Annotated in this window: 19 protein-coding genes; 11 read left to right on the top strand and 8 right to left on the bottom strand. The window is 73.5% G+C overall.

The features are described 5' to 3' along the window. Positions 1–168 precede the first annotated feature (168 nt). Positions 169–1,062 carry an alpha/beta fold hydrolase gene (locus tag ACWC97_RS27040; RefSeq protein WP_352275896.1) on the top strand — a complete coding sequence of 298 codons (894 nt, stop codon included), beginning with the start codon at positions 169–171 and terminating at the stop codon, positions 1,060–1,062. A gap of 32 nt (positions 1,063–1,094) precedes the next feature. Here the strand turns inward: ACWC97_RS27040 and ACWC97_RS27035 are convergent, their stop codons facing one another. From ACWC97_RS27035 to ACWC97_RS27025, 3 genes are all read right to left on the bottom strand, one after another. Beyond that, positions 1,095–2,759, bottom strand: coding sequence for a transporter (locus ACWC97_RS27035; protein WP_450652052.1), 1,665 nt, complete (start codon positions 2,757–2,759; stop codon positions 1,095–1,097). Then, complete coding sequence (locus ACWC97_RS27030; RefSeq protein WP_352275898.1) at positions 2,756–3,598, bottom strand: ABC transporter ATP-binding protein; 843 nt, start codon at positions 3,596–3,598, stop codon at positions 2,756–2,758. The genes ACWC97_RS27035 and ACWC97_RS27030 overlap by 4 nt, the downstream gene beginning before the upstream one ends. Before the next feature lie 64 nt (positions 3,599–3,662). Beyond that, a complete protein-coding gene (locus tag ACWC97_RS27025; RefSeq protein WP_450652050.1) occupies positions 3,663–4,337 on the bottom strand; it encodes a bifunctional DNA primase/polymerase in 675 nt (224 codons plus the stop codon). Between the two features lie 380 nt (positions 4,338–4,717). Between ACWC97_RS27025 and ACWC97_RS27020 the strand changes: the two genes are divergently transcribed. Both ACWC97_RS27020 and ACWC97_RS27015 read left to right on the top strand, forming a co-directional pair. Further along, the gene (locus ACWC97_RS27020) at positions 4,718–6,100 is read left to right on the top strand and encodes a transcriptional regulator (RefSeq protein WP_352275900.1); all 1,383 of its coding nucleotides are present in this window, start codon (positions 4,718–4,720) and stop codon (positions 6,098–6,100) included. Between the two features lie 198 nt (positions 6,101–6,298). Then, on the top strand, positions 6,299–7,837 hold the full coding sequence (locus ACWC97_RS27015) for a hypothetical protein (RefSeq protein WP_450652048.1): 1,539 nt from the start codon (positions 6,299–6,301) through the stop codon (positions 7,835–7,837). A 93-nt stretch (positions 7,838–7,930) separates the two neighbouring features. Here the strand turns inward: ACWC97_RS27015 and ACWC97_RS27010 are convergent, their stop codons facing one another. Then, positions 7,931–9,019: an ABC transporter substrate-binding protein gene (locus ACWC97_RS27010; RefSeq protein ID WP_450652046.1), complete on the bottom strand. Its 1,089-nt coding sequence runs from the start codon at positions 9,017–9,019 to the stop codon at positions 7,931–7,933. On the opposite strand from ACWC97_RS27010, the gene ACWC97_RS27005 reads away from it, so the two are divergent. The 3 genes from ACWC97_RS27005 (at position 9,009) to purU (ending at position 10,736) form a co-directional block, all read left to right on the top strand. Next, a complete protein-coding gene (locus ACWC97_RS27005; protein WP_450652045.1) occupies positions 9,009–9,269 on the top strand; it encodes a hypothetical protein in 261 nt (86 codons plus the stop codon). The two genes, ACWC97_RS27010 and ACWC97_RS27005, sit on opposite strands and share 11 nt — an antisense overlap. Before the next feature lie 113 nt (positions 9,270–9,382). After that, positions 9,383–9,829 carry an SCO4402 family protein gene (locus ACWC97_RS27000; protein ID WP_450652103.1) on the top strand — a complete coding sequence of 149 codons (447 nt, stop codon included), beginning with the start codon at positions 9,383–9,385 and terminating at the stop codon, positions 9,827–9,829. 28 nt (positions 9,830–9,857) lie between these two features. Then, positions 9,858–10,736 carry a formyltetrahydrofolate deformylase gene (purU, locus tag ACWC97_RS26995; protein WP_352275906.1) on the top strand — a complete coding sequence of 293 codons (879 nt, stop codon included), beginning with the start codon at positions 9,858–9,860 and terminating at the stop codon, positions 10,734–10,736. A gap of 39 nt (positions 10,737–10,775) precedes the next feature. Here the strand turns inward: purU and ACWC97_RS26990 are convergent, their stop codons facing one another. Then, complete coding sequence (locus ACWC97_RS26990) at positions 10,776–12,116, bottom strand: zf-HC2 domain-containing protein (protein ID WP_450652043.1); 1,341 nt, start codon at positions 12,114–12,116, stop codon at positions 10,776–10,778. Further along, positions 12,113–12,703, bottom strand: a complete 591-nt coding sequence (locus tag ACWC97_RS26985; RefSeq protein WP_352275909.1) for an RNA polymerase sigma factor — start codon at positions 12,701–12,703, stop codon at positions 12,113–12,115. Before ACWC97_RS26985 ends, ACWC97_RS26990 begins: the two co-directional genes overlap by 4 nt. Positions 12,704–13,043: 340 nt before the next feature. On the opposite strand from ACWC97_RS26985, the gene ACWC97_RS26980 reads away from it, so the two are divergent. Together ACWC97_RS26980 and ACWC97_RS26975 are read left to right on the top strand one after the other, a co-directional pair. Then, a complete protein-coding gene (locus tag ACWC97_RS26980) occupies positions 13,044–13,418 on the top strand; it encodes an STAS domain-containing protein (RefSeq protein WP_352275911.1) in 375 nt (124 codons plus the stop codon). A 153-nt stretch (positions 13,419–13,571) separates the two neighbouring features. Further along, a complete protein-coding gene (locus ACWC97_RS26975) occupies positions 13,572–13,742 on the top strand; it encodes a hypothetical protein (protein WP_352275913.1) in 171 nt (56 codons plus the stop codon). 60 nt (positions 13,743–13,802) lie between these two features. Here ACWC97_RS26975 and ACWC97_RS26970 read toward each other — a convergent pair whose 3' ends face one another. Beyond that, positions 13,803–14,348 carry a Rossmann-fold NAD(P)-binding domain-containing protein gene (locus ACWC97_RS26970; protein WP_352275914.1) on the bottom strand — a complete coding sequence of 182 codons (546 nt, stop codon included), beginning with the start codon at positions 14,346–14,348 and terminating at the stop codon, positions 13,803–13,805. 64 nt (positions 14,349–14,412) lie between these two features. Beyond that, positions 14,413–15,960 carry a class I adenylate-forming enzyme family protein gene (locus tag ACWC97_RS26965; RefSeq protein ID WP_450652039.1) on the bottom strand — a complete coding sequence of 516 codons (1,548 nt, stop codon included), beginning with the start codon at positions 15,958–15,960 and terminating at the stop codon, positions 14,413–14,415. Between the two features lie 147 nt (positions 15,961–16,107). On the opposite strand from ACWC97_RS26965, the gene ACWC97_RS26960 reads away from it, so the two are divergent. From ACWC97_RS26960 to ACWC97_RS26950, 3 genes are read left to right on the top strand one after another with little or no spacing between them, the layout of a single operon-like run. After that, entirely contained in the window at positions 16,108–17,301 is a 1,194-nt protein-coding gene (locus tag ACWC97_RS26960; protein ID WP_450652038.1) for an amidohydrolase family protein, read from the top strand. Positions 17,302–17,307: 6 nt separating this feature from the next. Beyond that, positions 17,308–18,459 carry an acyl-CoA dehydrogenase family protein gene (locus tag ACWC97_RS26955; RefSeq protein WP_352275920.1) on the top strand — a complete coding sequence of 384 codons (1,152 nt, stop codon included), beginning with the start codon at positions 17,308–17,310 and terminating at the stop codon, positions 18,457–18,459. 5 nt (positions 18,460–18,464) lie between these two features. Beyond that, the gene (locus tag ACWC97_RS26950) at positions 18,465–19,418 is read left to right on the top strand and encodes an acyl-CoA dehydrogenase family protein (RefSeq protein ID WP_352275922.1); all 954 of its coding nucleotides are present in this window, start codon (positions 18,465–18,467) and stop codon (positions 19,416–19,418) included. The last annotated feature ends 177 nt before the right edge of the window (positions 19,419–19,595 follow it).

Genomic DNA, 19,595 nt, shown 5'->3' with positions numbered 1-19,595 from the left:
TCCCTCGAAGCCGTCACTCGAACGAGCGGTGTTGCGTGGCAGAACCCTATTTTCGAACGTGAGTTCGATACTCTGCGCGGTGTGTACGGCGCGTGCGGTGTGGCCGGGAGCGTGGTGCGGCCCGGTGGTCGAACGGTGATCGAGGACCAGAAGGGGGTGCCAGGACATATGGTGCGACGCACCGACGTGACCGGGACCGGGGGCGTGCGCCTCGCGGCCTGGGAGTTCGCCGAGCCGCCCAAGGGGCGCGCGGAGGGCGACCGCGCCCCCGGCGTCCTCCTGCTCCACGGCCTGATGGGCCGGGCCGCGCACTGGGCCCCGACCGCCCGCTGGCTCGCCGAGCGGCACCGGGCCGTCGCGCTCGACCAGCGCGGCCACGGCCGCAGCGACAAGCCCGCCGACGGCCCCTACACCCGCGAGGTGTACGTCGCCGACGCCGAGGCCGCGATCGAACAGCTCGACCTCGCCCCCGTCACCCTCGTCGGGCATGCGATGGGGGCGCTGATCGCCTGGCAGCTCGCCGCGAAGCGGCCCGACCTCGTGCGGGCCCTGGTCGTCTGCGACATGCGGGCCTCCGCGCTGGGCGCGGCCTCGCAGCGCGAGTGGGACGACTGGTTCCGGACCTGGCCGGTGCCGTTCGCGACGCTCTCCGACGTACGGAAGTGGTTCGGCGAGGACGATCCCTGGGTGGAGCGGCCCAACCCGGCCCGGGGCGAGTACTTCGCCGAGGTGATGGCCGAGCGGGCCGACGGCTGGCGCCCGGTCTTCTCCCGCCGCCAGATGCTCCAGTCCCGCGCCACCTGGGTGTTCGACGCGCACTGGGAGGAGCTGGCGCAGGTCGACTGCCCGACCCTGGTGCTGCGCGGCCTCGACGGCGAGCTGGGCCGGGCCGAGGCCCAGGAGATGGTCCGCGTACTGCCGCGGGGGCAGTACGCGGAGGTGGCCGACGCCGGCCATCTCGTCCACTACGACCAGCCCGAGGGCTGGCGCGCGGCGGTCGAGCCCTTCCTGGAGCAGTTCGCCGAGGAGACCCCCGGCGACCGCGAGGCCGTTCCGACGTAACCGCTCCGGCGCGACCCGGCCCGGCCCGGCGGTCAGCCCTTGCTGACCGCCGCCAGGATCTCCGGGAGCCGGTCCGCCGTGCGCGGCGCCGCGATCCGCAGCCCCGCCCAGACGACCAGCGCCCCGTACACGATCCCGCCGGGCAGCAGCGTCCACAGCCACGGCTGGTGGTCCGCGACGTGCAGCCAGATCGTCACCCCGACCAGGGGCAGGCAGAGCAGCCCCGCCGAGAACATCCCGCCGAACATGGAGATCCAGGCGAGGCCGGCCTGCCCCGGTGCCACGTTCTTGAACGCCCCGTCCTGCGGGATCGAGTACGGGAAGAGCGCCGACGTCACCGCGCCCGTCGCCAGCATCCCGCCGAGGATGCCGATCGACAGCCCCAGCGCCGAGGGCAGCGTCCCCCAGTCACCGAGCACCGCCGCCGTGACCACCGTCACCACGACCGTGTAGGGCAGGGTGACCAGCAGCAGCGTCAGCGCCCGCGCCCGCAGCTCCAGATAGGCGTCCCGGGGGGAGGAGATCGTCAGCGACACCATCCAGAACGCGGAGGTGTCCTGGCCGAACTGGTTGTACATCTGGACGCCGATCATCCCGGCGGCGAAAGTGGCGAAGTAGACCGAGCCGTTGCCCTGGAGCGCGTTGAACAGCGGTACGAGCAGCCCGACCGCCAGCGCCGTGACCCAGGCGGACTTGGTCTTCGGATCGCGGACGATGTACCGCAGACCCCGCTCCATCACCGGGCCCGTGCGCCCCGCGGGCAGCAGCCCGGAGAGCCGGGAGCCGTCCTTACCGGTCTTCTCGCGGGCCGCACCGGCGGCGGCCAGGGTCGACCCGTCCGGCGCCGTCATCAGCTTCACCAGACTCCGCTGCCACAGCCACAACAGCGCCAGCAGCGCCGCCACCGACAGCAGCAGCTGCCCGGCGGCCTGCCCGTACGCGCCGCGCGACGCCGAGTCCACCGCCCCGATCGCGGAGGCGGGCGGCAGCCAGCGCACCACGTCCGCGACCGGGTCGAGCGTGGACAGCCCGCCCGCCTCGCTGAGCCGCTGCGCACCGAAGTTGACCACCTGGAAGCCCACCGCGATCACCAGCCCGCTGAGCACCGCCAGGTCGCGGCCCTTGCGGGAGGTGAGCAGCCGGGTGTTGGCCGTGGCCACCGTACGGGCCAGCGCCACGCACAGCAGCAGCGCGAGCGGCGCGCAGACCACCGCGAAGGCGGCCCCGGCCGCCCCGTACGCCACCGCCGCCACCGAACCGGCCGTCAGGCAGAGCGTGAACAGCGGGCCGATCCCGACCAGCGAGGCGGTCAGCAGCGCCGCGACCAGCGGGCGCGGGCGCAGCGGCAGCATCACCAGCCGGCTCGGGTCCAGGGTCTCGTCACCGCTCGGGAAGAAGAGCGGCATCACGGCCCAGCCGACCGCCAGCACGCCCGTCAGCAGGACGGTGACGGCGGCGACATGGGCGTTGCCGCGCAGCGCGACCAGCCCGATGAGCTGGCCGACGGCGAACAGCAGGGCGAAGACGACGGAGGCGATGTACGCGGCCCGCCGCTTGACCGACTGCCGCAGCCCGTTGCGGAGCAGGGCCAGCTTCAGCCCGACGAAGACGCCGACGAGCCCCTCGCCGCCGGCCGCCGGCGCGGTCGCCCGACCGGGAGCGGGGGCGGTTCCCGCCGGGGTGTCGAGGGCGCTCATCGCCGGCCGCCCAGCCAGTCCAGGGACTCGCCGGTGGCGCGGGTACCGGCCCCGACGAGTTCGAGGAAGGCGTTCTGCAGCGAGGGCGCCCCGCCGCGGACCTGCTCCAGGGTGCCCTGGGCGCGGATCGTCCCGGCGGCCATGACGGCCACCCAGTCGCAGAGGGACTCGACGAGCTCCATCACATGGCTGGAGAAGACGACGGTCGCGCCGGAGCGGGTGTAGCGCTCCAGGACCTCGCGGATGGTCTGCGCCGAGACCGGGTCGACGCCCTCGAACGGCTCGTCGAGGAAGAGCACTTCGGGGTTGTGGAGCAGCGCGGCCGCGAGCCCGATCTTCTTCCGCATGCCGGTCGAGTAGTCGACCACCAGTTTGTGCTGGGCGCCCGCCAGACCGAGCACGTCCAGGAGCTGGGTGGCCCGCTTGTCCACCTCGGCGCCCGGCAGCCCGCGCAACCGGCCGTTGTACGCGAGGAGTTCCCGCCCGGAGAGCCGCTCGAAGAGGCGCAGCCCCTCGGGGAGCACGCCGATCCGGCGCTTGACCTCGACCGGGTCGCTCCATACGTCGTGCCCGGCGACCTCGACGCGCCCCTGGTCGGGCCGGAGGAGCCCGGTGACCATCGACAACGTGGTGGTCTTGCCGGCGCCGTTGGGTCCGACCAGGCCGATGAACCGGCCCGCGGGCAGCTCCAGGTCGATCCCCGCCACCGCGGTCTGTTCCCCGAACCGCTTCCACAGGCCCTGTACGCGGACGGCGGGAGGCGGAGTGGTCGGTCCGCCCGTGCCGTTCGCCGTCGTGCTGCCGGTCCCCGTCTGTTCGGGCCGTTCCCGGTCCGTCATGTCCTGCTGCCTTTCTTGTGGCCCCGTTTACCCCGTTTACGGGACCACCCTACGAAAGGCCGTTCTACCGGGGGCGGTCGCGTGCGTCGGCGGCCTCCCGGGCACAGGCGTACGCGAGCGGACTCAGCAGCTCCTCCGCGTCCGGCAGCCAGCGGTTGGCGGCGGTCGGGCGGCGGACCCACTGGACCGTCCCGTAGCCGCCGATCCGGGTCGGCGGGGCCATGACGTACGTGCCGTCGCCGCGGGCGGTCAGGTCGATGGCCTCGGCCTGCCAGCCCAACTTCCGTACCAGGCCCGTCACCTTGGCGGCGGCGCCGGGCAGGACGAAGAAGTGGATCCGCCGGTCGGGACTGTGGGTGACCGGGCCGAGCGGCAGGCCCATGCGCTCCATCCGGGCCAGCGCCATGAAGCCCGCGGACTCGGGGACGTCGATCGTGTCGAAGGCGTGCCCGGTGGGCAGCAGGATCGACGCCTTCGGCTGCCGGCTCCACATCCGGCGGGCCGCGGCCCCGCTCCCGGTCGCCCGGCCCGCCCAGTCGGCCGCCGTGGGATGGCCGCCGGGGAACGCGCAGGCGGCGTCCCCGCAGGAGCACCGCTCGGCCCCCTCCACCGCCTCCAGCCACGTCCCCGGGCACACGTCCCAGTGCCGTTCCTCCGCGTACCGCACCGCCGCGTCGAGCAGATGCCCCTCCCTCTGCCGGGGGACCTTCGCGGCTTCCCTGACGCCTGCTTCCGTCACTTCCGCTGCTTCCGCCGCCACTCCCGTGACGACGACGGACTCTTCGGTCCGGATGCGCTCTTCCACGCTGAGCACAACTACGGCCAATGACCGGGGTTACGGGGGTGAAAGGTGCGCTCACGGCGCTCGATTCCGCATCCGGGGCGCATGGGTGCATGGGCGGGGGCGCGCAGTAGGCAGGGCGGGGACGAGTGGGTAAGCACTTACGGGCAAACCGGCGGGCGGCCGTCGGGCGGATCCGGAACGGTCGGCCTCTGTCATATGCCGACAGGAATGGCACCAAAGACGACGCCCGTGATGAACACGATGATTCCGTGCATTTTCCGCGTATTCGCCGGGCAGTGATCGGCTCAATCATCACTGCGGCCTCAGGGGGAAACATGGCAGCCAGGCCTCTCGTAGCCCGCCAGCCGAACGAACGGCTCCAGGCACTCATTCAGGAAGCCGGATGCTCCAACGCCGGACTGGCCCGTCGGGTCAACATGGTCGGTGCGGAGCGCGGGCTCGACCTCCGGTACGACAAGACGTCCGTGGCCCGTTGGCTGCGGGGACAGCAACCACGTGGGAGGGCACCGGGGATCATCGCGGAAGCACTCGGCCGCAAGCTCGGCCGTACGGTCACGATCGACGAGATCGGCATGGCCAACGGAAAGAACCTGGCGTCCGGCGTCGGCCTCCAGTTCGCCCCGACCGTGATCGGCGCGATCGAGCAGGTCTGCGAGCTGTGGCGGAGCGACGTGGGCCGGCGGGACTTCCTGTCCGGTTCGGCGGTCGCCTCCTCCGCGCTCGTCGAGCCCAGCCGCGACTGGCTGATCACCGGCGCGGACCCGCAGGTGGCCCGGTCCGCCGGGGCCCGGGTCGGGATGTCGGACGTGGCGGCGGTGCGGTCGATGACGGCCGCGCTGGTCGACCTCGACCACCGCTTCGGCAGCGGGCACGTACGGCCGGTCCTGGTGCACTACCTCAACAGCGTGGTGTCCGGGCTGCTCTCCGGGGCCTACCGGGAATCGGTCGGCCGCCAGTTGTTCGCGGCCGTCGCCCGACTCACCGAACTGGGCGGGTACATGGCGGTGGACACCGGCCAGCCGGGGCTCGCCCAGCGCTACTACATCCAGGCGCTGCGGCTCGCACAGGCCGCGGACGACCGGGCGTACGGCGGTTACGTGCTGGCCGCCTCGATGAGCCACCTCGCCGCCCAGCTCGGCAACCCCCGGGAGATCGCCCAACTCGCCCGCGCCGCGCAGGAGGGCGCGCGCGGACACGTCACACCGCGGGCGGAGGCGATGTTCTACGCGGCGGAGGCGCGCGGCCACGCGCTGCTCGGCGACGCCCGCACCTGCCAGGAGGTCACCGGCCACGCGCTGGCGTGCCTGGAGAAGGCCGAGCCGGAGACGGGCGACGACCCCGACTGGATCGCCCACTTCGACCACGCCTATCTCGCGGACGAACTGGCTCACTGCCACCGCGACCTGGGCCAGGCGGAGGCGGCCGCCCGCAGGGCCAAGGAGGCCCTGGCCGCTCTCCCGGAGTCCCGGGCCCGCCGCCGGGGAATCGGGCTGGTGCTGCTGGCCACGGCCCAGGTCCAGATGCGCGAGGTGGAACAGGCGTGCCACACCGGTACGCAGGCGATGGAGCTGCTGGGCTCGGTGCGCTCCAGCCGGGGCGCGGAGTATCTCGACGATCTCCAGCAGCGGTTGCTGCCGTACGGGGACGAGTCCGCGGTCCGGGAGTTCGGCGCCCGCCTGGAGCTCCAGGCGGCGTAGGACGTGCCGGGGTCGGACACGGCCTGCCCGGAGGGCGGCCGGGGGGTGTCCGACCGTCCCGATTCACCGCGCCGCACGGGCGCGGAGCGTCGCACCGCCTGTGAAGGGGTGGTGAGCGACCACACACGCTTGGCGGACCGCGCCGACCACCCGATAGCGTGAGCCGACGATTCCGTAGGTTTACACGTAGGAGTCCCGGTGACGCAGAGCGGCGGACACGGCGGCGAGCAGCAGTTCCCTGCTGAACGGCCCGCGCACGAAGGTGTCGTGCTGCCCGCGGGCGGCAGCGAGCCCTGGATATCAGGGCCCGCGGATCAGGCCGCTCCGGCGGGCGGACAACCGTGGGGCGGTTCCTGGGGGCCACAGGCCGCGCACCAGCCTCCGCCCCAGCAGCCGGGGCAGGGCCAGGGGCAGGGGCAGTACGGCGGGCAGGCACCGTACGGCCAGGACCAGTACGGCCAGGGTGCGTACGACCCGGGTCGGTACGGCCAGAGCCAGGGGCACGGCCAGGCCTACGCGCAGCCGGGGCAGGGGTACGGATACCCGCCGGCCCAGCAGCCCCCGCACTCCCAGCAGCAGCCGCCGCAGCAGGCCCATCAGCCCCCGCAGGCCCTTCCCCCGCAGCAGCCCCCGCAGTCGTTCGCGCAGCCGTTGCCGCCCGAGGCCGTGCCCGGCGCGGCCCCCGCGGCCGGTGCGGGCGGGGACGCGGACGCCACGCAGTACATCGCACCGGTGCCCGGTGGGCTGCCGCCGGAGAACCCCGCCGAGTCGACCGCGTTCCTCGGCCGCACCGGGGCACAGCCCCCGCAGCAGGCGTACCAGCAGCCCGGTCAGGGCCAGGGCGGGGACGCGGACGCCACCCAGTACATCGCGCCGGTGCCCACCGGGGCCCCGTACGACGTCCGCCCCGGCGCCCCGGGCGACCGGCAGCCGCCCGCCGAGTTCGACAACCTGTTCCGCAGCGACGAGCCGGCCGGCGCCACCCAGCAGATGCCCCAGCTCAATCACGCCCCCGCGTACCAGGGCGCCCCGCCGGCCCACCAGCCTCCGCCCCCGCCCCCGTCCGCGTACCGGCCGGGGGACGAGGAGCCGCCCGCGCGCCGTAAGCGTCCGCACGTCACGCTGATCGCGGCGGTCGTGGCCGGCTGCGCCGTCGTCGGTCTCGGCGCGGGCGCGCTGCTCAGCGGCAACGGCGACGACAAGGCCAAGGACGACAAGCAGCCGATCGCCTCGGCGAGCCGGCCCGCCGAGAAGCCCAGCCAGGAGGCCCCCGCCGACCCGGCGAAACCGCAGGCCGAGGAGCTGGACAAGCTGCTGGCGGACAGCAACAACAGCCGGGCCGCGGTCATCGGCGCCGTCGAGAAGACCAAGAACTGCACCGACCTGGACCAGGCCGTGACGGCCCTGAAGGACGCCGCGAAGCAGCGCCGCGACCTGGTGACCCGGCTCGGCGGCCTCACCGTCGACCAGTTGCCCGAGAACGAGCGGCTGACCGGCGCCCTCACCCGGGCGTGGCAGGCGTCCGCCTCCGCCGACGACCACTACGCGGCCTGGGCCGAGCAGGCCAAGCACGGCCGGAAGGTGTGCAAGCACGGCAAGGCCCGTACGACCTCCGAGACGCAGCAGGCCAACGCGCAGAGCGGCGAGGCGAGCAAGGCGAAGCAGGAGGCGTCGAAGCTCTGGAACTCGATCGCGGCGAAGTACGGCCTGACCCGCCGGGCGGCGACGGAGCTCTGAACCCCGGCCGGTGGTCCGGGCGCTCCGGCGGCCCGGACCGGCCGGAGGCCCGGTCGGCGGTCCGGGCAGGGGGCCGGTCGGCGGTCCGCCCGGTCAGCTCCTGGTGCTGGCGTCCGAGAGCGTCTCCGCGACGTCCACGAACCCCTTCCGGTCCGCGACGAGCCGCCCGCCGCGGACCACCTGGAACGTCACCCTGGTGTTGACGATCCGCGGATAGGCGGTGGAGCCCAGCACGTCGTCGAATCCCCAGCGCAGCACCGGCGTGAGGCCGCCGGTCCCGACCGAGGTGCCGGTGTTGAGGGCGGAGGTGATCCGCCACGGGGTGATCCGCGGGGCGTCGACCGCCTCCACCAGCCCCTTCAGCACGGTGTACGCGATCCAGGTGGTCTGCACCCCGGTGTCGTCCGGGTCGATCCGGTTGTCGCCGAAGGCGTACTTCCGGATCACCTGCCGCATCCCGTCCCAGCGGGTGTCGCCCGAGTCCGGGTACCAGCCGGTGATGTACGCCCCCTCGAACGGGCTGTTGCGGCCGCCGGTGCTGTCGATCAGCGGCTGGTCGACGCTGCCGAGCACCGAGGAGATCCGCACCTTGCCGTACGACGGCTCCATCCTCCGGAACGAGTCGAAGAAGGTCTCCGTCCGCCGGCCGAGCACCGCCGTCGCGCAGCCGCCGGCCGGGCCCGCCGCCCGGAGCGCCGCCCCGGCCGCGTCGTCGTACGAGGTCGCCGTCTCCGGTGCCCGGATGTCGGCCGGCGCGGACCGCCCGGCGGAGGTCAGGCCGGTCCGCAGCAGCCATGCCTGGCCGTCGCCGCCGAGCGTGTCCGGCCGGACCACCGACACCCGCTCGCAGGAGCGGGCCAGCTGCCGGGCGTTGCCCGCGAGCAGGGCGGCCTGGCCGCCGTTGACCGGGAAGGAGAGGTAGCTGGAGAACTCCTCGTCGGTGGCGCCGTAGCCCCCGATGAAGGGGATGTTGGAGCCCTCCAGCACCGGCATGAACGCCGACCCGTGCCGGCTGTACGAGCCGACGACCGCGACCGCCTTCTCCTTGACGGCCCGCCGGGCGCAGCCGGCCGCTCCGGCGGAGGTGTCCTGCTCGTCGCAGGTGAGGACGCGCAGACGGTGGCCGTTCAGACCGCCGTTGTCGTTGACCCAGCGGGCGTAGGCGCGTGCCATGGCGGTCATCCCCGCCATGTTCACCGTGTCCGGCCCGGCGACGCCGCTCGGCGCCCAGGTCATGACGGTGACGGACTCCCTGGAGCCCCCCGTGGCCCCAGGGAGGGCGCCGCAACCGCTGATCAGCGATGCCCCGAGCACCGCGCTCGTCAGGATTCTGGAGAAGCGCGGGGAAATGTGGCGTCGCCATCCGGTCATGGGCATGAACATTTCCGGACTCGGGGTAACGGCGCCGTGTGCACCGGTCAACGCGGAGTGACGTCCGGGTGAATTCCGGGGGCCCGGACGGCGGGCCCGTGAAGGAACGTACGATCGATGACCGTGCAGCAAGGTTCGGAGAACTCTTCCCGTCGCGGCCGTCGCTCCTCCACCATGGGCGGCATGCCGCTGAATGACATGCCGTGGTGGCGCTGGCGCAGCAACGTGCGCTCGGCGCTGCACATGCTCTCCGACCCCGTCTTCCACCATGAGTGCTGGCTGGCCGGCCGGGAGGGGTACGGCGACGTCACCGACGCCGTCTACCGCCTGGTCGAGGACACCTGGCTGGACAACTGGTCCGCCGAGAAATACATAGGCACGATCTTCCGCGACGCGGGCGAGGCGGCCCTCGTCGACGTCGCCGTCCTGCGGGTGCTGCGCATCATGCACCAGGTCGGGGCGGACGCCCCCGTCTCCGCTTACCTGGAGCACCAGGGCTGGCCGGAGGCCGTGCGGGCCGCCCGCGAGGCGCATGTGCTGCTCGCCGGGAACGACGGCGAGGACCCCGACACGCCGCCGCGCTCCCTCGACGTCCTCCACATTCTGACCGGTTCGGCCTGACGGCTCCCCGGTGTGGCACGCTACGGGAATGACCGAGCCGCAGCCCGCCGGGGACGCCCCCGAGCAGTACGTCCTCACCCTGTCCTGCCCCGACAAGCAGGGCATCGTGCACGCCGTGTCGAGCTATCTCTTCATGACCGGCTGCAACATCGAGGACAGCCAGCAGTTCGGTGACCACGACACCGGTCTCTTCTTCATGCGGGTCCACTTCTCGGCGGAGGCCCCGGTGACCGTGGAGAAGCTGCGGGCCAGCTTCGCCGCGGTCGGCGACTCCTTCCGGATGGACTGGCAGATCCACCGCTCCTCGGAGCGGATGCGGATCGTGCTGATGGTCAGCCGGTTCGGGCACTGCCTCAACGACCTGCTGTTCCGCTCGCGGATCGGGGCGCTGCCGGTCGAGATCGCCGCCGTCGTCTCCAACCACACGGACTTCGCCGAGCTGGTCGCCTCGTACAACGTGCCGTTCCGGCACATTCCGGTGACCAGGGAGACCAAGGCCGACGCGGAGGCGCAGCTCCTGGAGCTGGTCCGCGAGGAGAACGTCGAGCTGGTCGTGCTCGCCCGCTACATGCAGGTCCTCTCGGACGATCTGTGCAAGCAGCTCAGCGGCCGGATCATCAACATCCACCACTCCTTCCTGCCGAGCTTCAAGGGCGCGAAGCCGTACCACCAGGCGCACGCCCGCGGGGTCAAGCTGATCGGCGCCACGGCGCACTACGTGACGGCCGATCTCGACGAGGGGCCGATCATCGAGCAGGAGGTCGAGCGGGTGGGCCACGGCGTCACCCCCGACCAGCTGGTCGCCGTCGGGCGCGACGTGGAGTGCCAGGCGCTGGCGCGGGCCGTGAAGTGGCACGCGGAGCACCGCATCCTGCTCAACGGCCACCGCACGGTCGTCTTCGCCTGACGCCCGGCGGCGGCCTGGGGCCCCGCCCGGTCCCGGTTCCTACAGGCGGCTCAGCGAGGCCGCGGCGAAGAGGACGTCCCGGATGGCCTCGCGGTCGCCCTGCTGACCGGCCGCGGCCTCCTCCGGCGAGACGTGCCCGGCGACCAGCCGGCAGAACTCCACCCCGTCCAGCGCGACCTGCGCCACGGTGTGCGCGGGCGAGCCGAGCGCGGCCGGCGAGTCCAGCGGCACGTACCAGTCGCCGCCGCCCGAACCCTCGACCTCCAGGTGGAGCGAACGGCCCGGTGAACCGGCCGTCACCAGATGCCGGGCGGGTCCGGCCAGCCCGGACCGGCGGCGTGCGGCGAGGGTGGCGGGCAGCAGCCGGGCCGCCAGGTCGATCATCCGGTTGAGATGCGGGGCGGACGGGGTCTCGTACGGGTAGTCCACCGCGTCCGCGATGTCGCCGCCGTGCATCCAGCACTCGAAGGCCCGGTCCAGCAGCGCGTCGTGCATCGGCAGGGCGAAGTCCCCGTACGAAACGGACAGCTCCGAGACCCTGCGGCCGACGAGGGACACCGTGCGGATGAGGGTGTGGGTCTGGGCCCGCCACGGCTCGTGGACCTCCCGGGTGGGCGGCAGCCGGGACGCCGACCAGTACGCCTCGGTGCGCGCGGTGGGGGAGAGCGGCCAGTCGGCGCCGGGCCCGAAGCGGTGGTCGCCGAGCGGTACGTCGAGATCGAGGGCGGTGCCGATCAGTCCGTCGACGGCCGTCAGATGGCCGATGACGCCCGCGACGGTGGTCCGGCGGCCGGTCTCCTGCTCGTCCTCGAACCACTTCAGCCGCACCGGGGCGTGCCACTCCGCGCTGCCGATGTCCCGGAGCAGCGCGTCGAGCCGGGCGGTCTCCGCCTCGTACGGCGCGGCCCAGTCCGGCACCGGGATGGCGGCCGGGCGGCGGCTCAGGCAGGCGTCGATCACCCGGCCGCGCAGCGTCGGGTCGAGGTCCAGGCTGCAGTCGGTGTGCAGCAGCCCGACCGCGTCCCGCAGCCGCAGCGCCTCGTCCGCGCAGGCGGCGCACTCGGTCAGATGCGCCTCGACCGCCTCGGTCTCCTCCGTGGAGCAGGCGGACAGGGCCCAGGCGCCGAGCAGCGCCCGCAGGAGCCGGTGCGGTGGTTCCGGTGGGGCCACGGTGGTTTCCGGTTCCGGTCGGGGCATCGGTGGGGGAGGGCCCGGGGACGGCTCCCCGGTCGGTGGGACGGGGTCGGGCGGCGGAGTGGGGGCGGGAGCGAGGTCGTCGGCCGCGGGCCGCTGCGCCGGTATCCGCCGGATGTCCCGGAGCCTGTCGGGACGTCCGGCGGCGGGCCCTCCGTTCTCGGGCCCGTTCGCGTCGTCGGTCACCGGGAGGTCCCGTATCCGGGCGGCGAGGCCCCGTCCAGGGGGCGGGAGTGGGCGCTGGAGAGGAGCTGGAGCCCGAGCCGGAGACGGCGGCGGGCCTCGTCCTCGGTCACCCCGAGATCGGCCGCGGCCTGCCGGTAGTCCCGGCGCTGTACGTACGCGAGCTCCAGTGCGGCCCACAGCGGGGCGGGCATGGACTCGACGATGTAATCGGCCCGCGCGGCGGCCGTGGCCCGGCTCACCCGCTCCTCCAGCGCGTCGAGCCCTTCGGCCTCCGCCCCGTCCGCCCCGCCCGCGCCGTCCGTACCCGCCTCGCGGAGCCTGCGCACCGCGTGGCGGTGGGCGAGCCGGGCCACCCAGGCCCGCATCGGCCCCTGCCGGGGGTCGTACGCGTCCGGGTTCTCCCACATGTAGCCGAAGACCTCGCGGGTCACGTGGTCGGCGGCGGTGTCGTCGTCGAGTATCCGCTGGGCCTGGCTGTGCACCAGGGCGGCGAAGCGGTCGTAGAGCTCACCGAGCGCGGCCTCCTCGCCGCGTGCCAGTCGCTGCTGCATCCTGCGGTCCCAGCGGGGTGGTGCGTTTTTAGCCATGCGTCCCCCAGCCACTTCCCCTCGTGGGACCGAATGTAGTCGCCGCTGTCGATGATGTACGTACCTTTCGGGCAAGTGCGCCCCTGAAACGGCCCGGGGTGGTAGGGGGTGTCCGGTGCCGCGGGATGGCGGAATCCGACCCTGGGTGATCGTTTCGGTCGGGATGCTGTGACGTTCTGGCGGAGCGGCCGGTGTTTCGAGGGGCTGTGACGGGGCAGCGGCGAGAAGGAGGGAAAACTTCCGGATCGTCGGAATATCCGGAATCAGCCGAAGCATTGGAATCCCTGGGATCCCTGAAGCCCTGGAATCCCTGGAGTTCCCGGAACGAGAGGCCCGTCGCGTGACACTCACTGTGGCCGAGACCGTGCAGGCCGAATGGACCGTGCTGCGTATCCGCGGCGAGCTGGACCTGCTGACGTCGTCCTCCGTGCGCCAGTCCGTGCACGACGCGGTCGCCGCCGGCCGTCACGACGTGGTGCTCGACCTCTCCGGGGTGCTGTTCTGCGACTCCAGCGGTGTCGGCGTACTGATAGCCGCCCGCCGTCTGATGCGCTCCTGCGGCGGCCGCCTGCGCCTGGTCCTCCCGGCGCGGGGCGCGGAGGAGGGCTCCCATGTGAACCGGGTCCTCGCCGCCCTCGGAGTGCGCCGCCTCTTCGACGTCTACCCGGACCCGGCCACCGCCGTCGCCCCCGAGACCCGCCCGCTCTCCGCCTGAGCGGCGGCCGGGGGCCGGGTCGGCGCCGATCCACAAGCCGCCCGGCACGGATTCCGAAGCCGCCGCCCGCCCCCGGTGGGACCGTGAGCCGTACCGTGCGGCGCGCCCTGTCGGGCGTCCCTCCGGTCTTGAGGCAGAGGGCGAGGGGGAGCCATGTCCTGGTACGGCGGCAAGGAGCGGGAAGCCTACGAACGGGGCCGGAGCGACGAGCGCGACCGGATCCGACGCGCGGTCGACGGTGACGACGAGGGCTGCGGCGCCCTCGGCTGTCTGATCTTCCTCATCTTCGTGTTGCCCTGGATCCTGCATTCCTGCCGGGGCTGACGGGCGGGGGCGTCCCGGATGCCCGTGCCGCCCGCCCGCGTGACCGGGGCCGGAACGGGGTCACGGCCGGTCGTGCCAGGGGCGCACGCGGCCGATGACCCGGGCCGGTCCGTCGTCGGTGGCGCTGGTGGCGGCCGGTGCGGGGGCGCGCGCCGCGGCCAGGACGCCGTCGGCGATCTCCTGATGGGTGAGCCAGCGGGTGCCGTCCGGGCCGTCGGCGAAGCCGAGGACGACCGGGCGGTGGTCGCAGCCGGCCAGGTCCGGTGGCGGCAGCGGCCGGGCGCGGCCCGGGGCGGCGGCCGCGCTGCCGCGTACGTCGACGACGACCGCGCCGGCCGCCAGTACGTCCGCGACGACGGGGAGGGCGGTGTCGCGGCTGGGGGTGCGGATCCACAGGACGACCGTCCGGAACGGGCCCAGTTCGTCGCGGGCCCGTTCCAGCGCCGAGCGGAACCCCCTGGTGTCGGTGTAGTCCGTGGCCAGGGCCAGCGTCCTGGCGGGGTGGGCGGTGCTCCGTACCAGCGCGCGGAGGGCCGCCTCGCCCCGGGCGGCGACGGCGGTGCGCAGCCCGTCGGCCACCAGTCCGCGGACGGTGCCGGAGAGCATGCCCGTACCGCCCACGACGAGCGCCGGTCCCGCGGCCCGTACCGGCCCGGCCGCCGGCCCGGCCTCAGGCGAACTGCTCCCGGAGGCGGTACTTGAGGACCTTGCGGAGGGTGTCGTTGCGGGGAAGGGCATCCAGGACCTCCAGGCGTTCGGGGAGCTTGTGCACGGCGAGGCCCTCGGCGCGGAGGTGGCCGGTGATCCCGGCCAGGGTCAGCGGGGCGGCGCCGGGCGGCTGTTCGACGACCGCGCAGACCAGTTCGCCGCGCTCCGGGTCGGGGAGGCCGATCACCGCCGCGTCGGCGACGTCCGGGTGGCGGTGGAGCAGGTCCTCTATCTCCTTGGCGGAGATGTTCTCACCCTTGCGGATGATGATGTCCTTGAGGCGCCCGGTGAGCACCAGATGGCCGCTCTCGCGGAGATGGCCGACGTCGCCGGTGATCAGGAAGCCCTCGGCGTCGAAGGCCGCGGCGGAGGCCGCCGGGTCCAGATAGCCCGCGCAGACGGCCTCGCCGCGCAGCCTGACCTCGCCGTCGGTGCCGTACGGCAGGGGCTCGCCCCGCTCGTCGGTGATCCGGATCTCCATGCCCCCGGGCGGGCGGCCCTCCGTCCCGGCCAGGTGCTCCGGGGTGTCGTCGGGGTCGCCCATGGTGATCATCGGGACCTCGGTCATGCCGTACCCGTGGGTGAGCTGGACGCCCATCTCCCGCACCACCGCGTGGTAGAGCTCCGGCGGCTTGGGGGCGCCGCCGCCCGCCAGCAGCCGGAGGGTGGGGACGGGCCGGGTGTCCGGGGCCTTGCGCTGTTCGGCCAGGAACATCGAGTAGAACGCGGTGGACCCGCCCGCGACCGTCACCCCGTGGCGCCGGTACTCCGCCAGCGCGTCCGGCAGCGCGAAGTGCTCGAACAGCACCGCGGGGAACCCGTACAGCAGCAGCATCACCGAGTAGTCCGGCCCGGCGACATGGGCGAACGGGAAGGCCATCGAGCCGACGTCGTCCGGGGTCAGCCGCAGCGCGTGGGCCAGGCAGGCGCCCGCCGAGATCAGGGACCGGTCGGTGTGCAGGACGCCCTTCGGGTCGGAGGTGGTGCCCGAGGTCCAGTAGATCCAGCGCACCGCCGTACCGTCGGCAGGCGGCGGCGGCAGCACCGCCGGGTCGCCGTCCGGGAGCGTGTCGTACGCCTCGAAGACCTCCGGCGCCCGCCGTCCGGCCTCCCCGGCCAGCCGCTTGGCCATCGCCGTGTGGTCGAACCCCCGCCAGGTGCCCGGCACGGCGAAGAACTCCGCCCGCGACTCGCGCAGCGCGAACCCCGTCTCGCGGTCCCGGTAGAAGGGGATGACGGGCGACTGGACGGCCCCGATCCGGGCCAGTGCGAAGGAGAGCAGCACCGTCTCGATCCGGGTCGGGAGCTGCCAGGCGACGACGGTCCCGGGGCGCACCCCCGTCCCCCACAGCCCGGCCGCCACCCGCTCGCCGCGTTCCCGCAGTCCGCCGAAGGTCAGGACGCGGTCGCCCTGGAGGAGGAAGGGGCGGTCCGGGGTCAGGGCGGCCCGGCGTTCGACGAGTTCCCAGAAGGTGCGCGAGGCGTCCAGGGCGTGCGCGGTCCCCATCATGGCCGACCCCTCTCCGAAGCTGACGGATAGTCAGATAGTGCGGAGAGCGTAGAGCGCCGCGCCTTGTCGGTCCAGGGGTGCGGGGCTAGCCTGAGGGCGACATCGATCTGACGGGTCATCAGAAATGCGTTCGCCGGAGGGGACACCATGACGGAACTGCCTCGGATCGTCAGCGTCGACGACCATGTGATCGAGCCGCCGCACCTCTTCTCGACCTGGCTGCCCGCGAAGTACCGCGAACGCGGCCCGCAGCCGCTCACCGCGGGCATCGGCGAGCTGGCGTACACCGGCGGCAAGTACGTCATCACGATGGACCCGGACGGGCCGCCCACCGACTGGTGGATCTACGAAGACCTGAAGTTCCCGTACAAGCGGAACATCGCCGCCGTCGGCTTCGACCGCGACGAGATGACGCTGGAGGGCATCACCCGCGCCGAGATGCGGCCCGGCTGCTGGGACCCGGCCGAGCGGCTCAAGGACATGGACCTCAACCACGTCGAGGCCAGCCTCTGCTTCCCGACCTTCCCGCGCTTCTGCGGCCAGACCTTCGCGGAGGCGCGGGACAAGGAGGTCGCGCTCGCCTGCGTCCGCGCCTACAACGACTGGATGGTCGAGGAGTGGTGCGGCCACAGCGGCGGCCGGCTGATCCCGCTCTGCATCATCCCGCTCTGGGACATCGACCTGGCCGTCGCCGAGATCCGGCGGAACGCGGCACGCGGGGTGCGGGCGGTGACTTTCTCGGAGATCCCCACCCACCTCGGGCTCCCCTCCATCCACACCGGCTACTGGGACCCCTTCTTCGCCGTCTGCGAGGAGACCGGCACGGTCGTCAACATGCACATCGGGTCCAGCTCGCAGATGCCCGCCGCCTCCCCGGACGCCCCGCCCGCCGTGCAGGCCAGCCTCTCCTTCAACAACGCCATGGCCTCGATGATGGACTTCCTCTTCAGCGGGGTCCTGGTGCGGTTCCCGCGGCTCAAGCTCGCCTACAGCGAGGGCCAGATGGGCTGGATCCCGTACGCCCTGGAGCGCGCCGACGACGTCTGGGAGGAGCACCGCGCCTGGGGTGGGGTGCGCGATCTGATCCCCGAGCCGCCGTCCACGTACTACTACCGGCAGATCTTCTGCTGCTTCTTCCGCGACAAGCACGGCATCGCCTCGCTCGACGTCGTCGGCCGCGACAACGCCACCTTCGAGACCGACTACCCGCACGTGGACTCGACCTTCCCGCACACCAAGGAGGTCGCCCTCGAACACGTCAAGGGACTGGACGACGAGACCATCTACAAACTGATGCGCGGAAACGCCATCCGGATGCTCGATCTGGACCTGGACAAGTAGGCGGCCGTGGACCTCGCGTACACGGAGGAGGAAGAGGAGTTCCGGGCGCGGCTGCGGGCCTGGCTGGCCGCCGCGCTCCCGTCGCTGCCCGCGAAACCCGCCCCCGAGGACTGGCCGGGACGGCGCGCGTACGACACGGCCTGGCAGCGGGCGCTGTACGACGCCGGGTACGCCGGTCTGCACTGGCCGCTCGACGCGGGCGGCCGGGGCGCCACCCCGACCCAGCACCTGATCTTCCTGGAGGAGACCGAGCTGGCCGGGGCCCCGTACGTCGGCGCCAACTTCGTCGGGCTGCTGCACGCCGGACCGACCATCGCCGCCGAGGGCACCGCCGAGCAGCGGGCCCGCTGGCTGCCGCCGGTGCTGCGCGGCGACGAGATCTGGTGCCAGGGGTTCAGCGAGCCCGACGCCGGATCGGACCTCGCCGCGCTGCGGACCCGGGCGGTGCGCGACGGGGACGACTACGTGGTCAGCGGCAGCAAGATCTGGACCTCGCACGCCGAGGTCGCCGACTGGTGCGAACTGCTGGTCCGCACCGACCCGGCGGCCCCCCGGCACCGCGGCATCACCTGGCTCGCCCTGGCGATGGACGCCCCCGGCGTCACCGTCCGCCCGCTGCGCACCCTCGCCGGATCGACCGAGTTCGCCGAGGTCTTCCTCGACGAGGTACGGGTGCCGGCCGTCAACCGGGTCGGCGCCGAGAACGACGGCTGGCGGGTCACCATGGTCACCCTCTCCTTCGAGCGCGGCACCGCCTTCGTCGGCGAGGTCGTCGCCTGCCGCCGCACCCTGGCCGCGCTCGCCGCCGAGGCCCGGCGCCGGGGCTCCTGGGACGATCCGGTGCTCCGCCGCCGGCTCGGCAGGCTCAACGCCGAGTTCCGGGCGCTGTGGCGGCTCACCCAGTGGAACGTCAGCGAGGCCGGGCGGGGCGGTGTCGTCGGCACCGGCGGCTCCGTCTTCAAGCTGCGCTACTCGCACGCCCGCCAGGAGCTGTACGAGGCGGCGGCCGAGGTGCTCGGCGCCGACGCCGCCGACCTGGACCGGGAGTGGGTGCTCGACCGGCTCTCCTCCCTCTCGTACACCATCGCCGCGGGCACCTCGCAGATCCAGCGGAACATCGTCGCCGAACGCGTGCTCGGCCTGCCGAAGGGGCGCTGACGCTCATGGACTTCCAGCTCTCGGACGACCAACGGGCCCTGCGGGCAGGGGTACGGGACCTGCTCGCCGGGCGGTTCGACAGGGACCGGATGCGGGCCGCGCTGGAGAACGGCACGGCCGTGGACCCGGCCCTGTGGCGGGAGCTCGGCGACGCCGGGTTCTTCGCGCTGCGGCTGCCCGAGGCGGAGGGCGGCGTCGGCCTGGGACTGCCCGAGGCCGTCCTGCTCTTCGAGGAGGCGGGCCGGGTGCTGCTGCCCGGCCCGCTCGTCGCCACCCACCTCGCCGCCGGGGCCGTGAAGGGCGCGGCGCGGGGCGAGGCGGTGGTGGCGGTGGCCGAGGCGGGGCAGCCGGTGGCCCACCTGGGCGGGGCCGACGCGCTCCTGGTCCTCGGCCCCGGGGACCTCCCCGGCGGCCTGGTCCGGGACGCCGGTCCGGTGCGGGAGGCGGCCGCGCCGATACGCTCCACCGACCCGTTCACCCCGCTGTGGCGCCCCGCGCGACCGGTGACCGCCGACGAACCGCTGCCGCTGCCGCCCGGCGCCCGGCACCTCCGCGACGAGGGGGCCCTGCTCACCGCAGCAGAACAGCTCGGCAGCGCCGCCCGCACCACCGAGCTGGCCGTCGAGTACGCCGGTACGCGCGAGCAGTTCGGCGCCCCGATCGGCTCCTTCCAGGCGGTCAAACACCTGTGCGCCGGGATGCTGGTCCGCGCCGAACTGGCCCGCTGCGCGGTCTACGCGGCGGCCGTGACCGGGGACCGGGTCGAGATCGCGGGCGCCAAGCTCCTGGCCGACGACGCGGCGGTCCGCAACGCGCGCGACTGCCTCCAGGTCCACGGCGGCATGGGCTTCACCTGGGAGTCCGACGTCCACCTGCACCTCAAGCGGGCCTGGCTGCGCGCCGGGTGGTGGCAGACCGCGGCGGCGGCCGAGGAGAGGCTCGCGGCGGACCTGCGCTGACGCCCGGCACGTCCCGGACCGCCGACCGCCCACCCCACGGAATCACGCAACGTGAGGCAGCGGCCCCGGGCCCCGATCCGTGTCCGGCACATCTTTCGTCACGGGGCGGAGTCGGCTCCCGGCTCGGGTACGCTCCGTGGAGTGCGACAGGAACTGGAACCGGGCAGTCCGGTGATG

Source organism: Streptomyces sp. NPDC001108 (assembly GCF_053598535.1).
The sequence above is the reverse complement of the archived record's forward strand: the minus strand, read 5'-3'. Positions and strand labels throughout refer to the sequence as shown.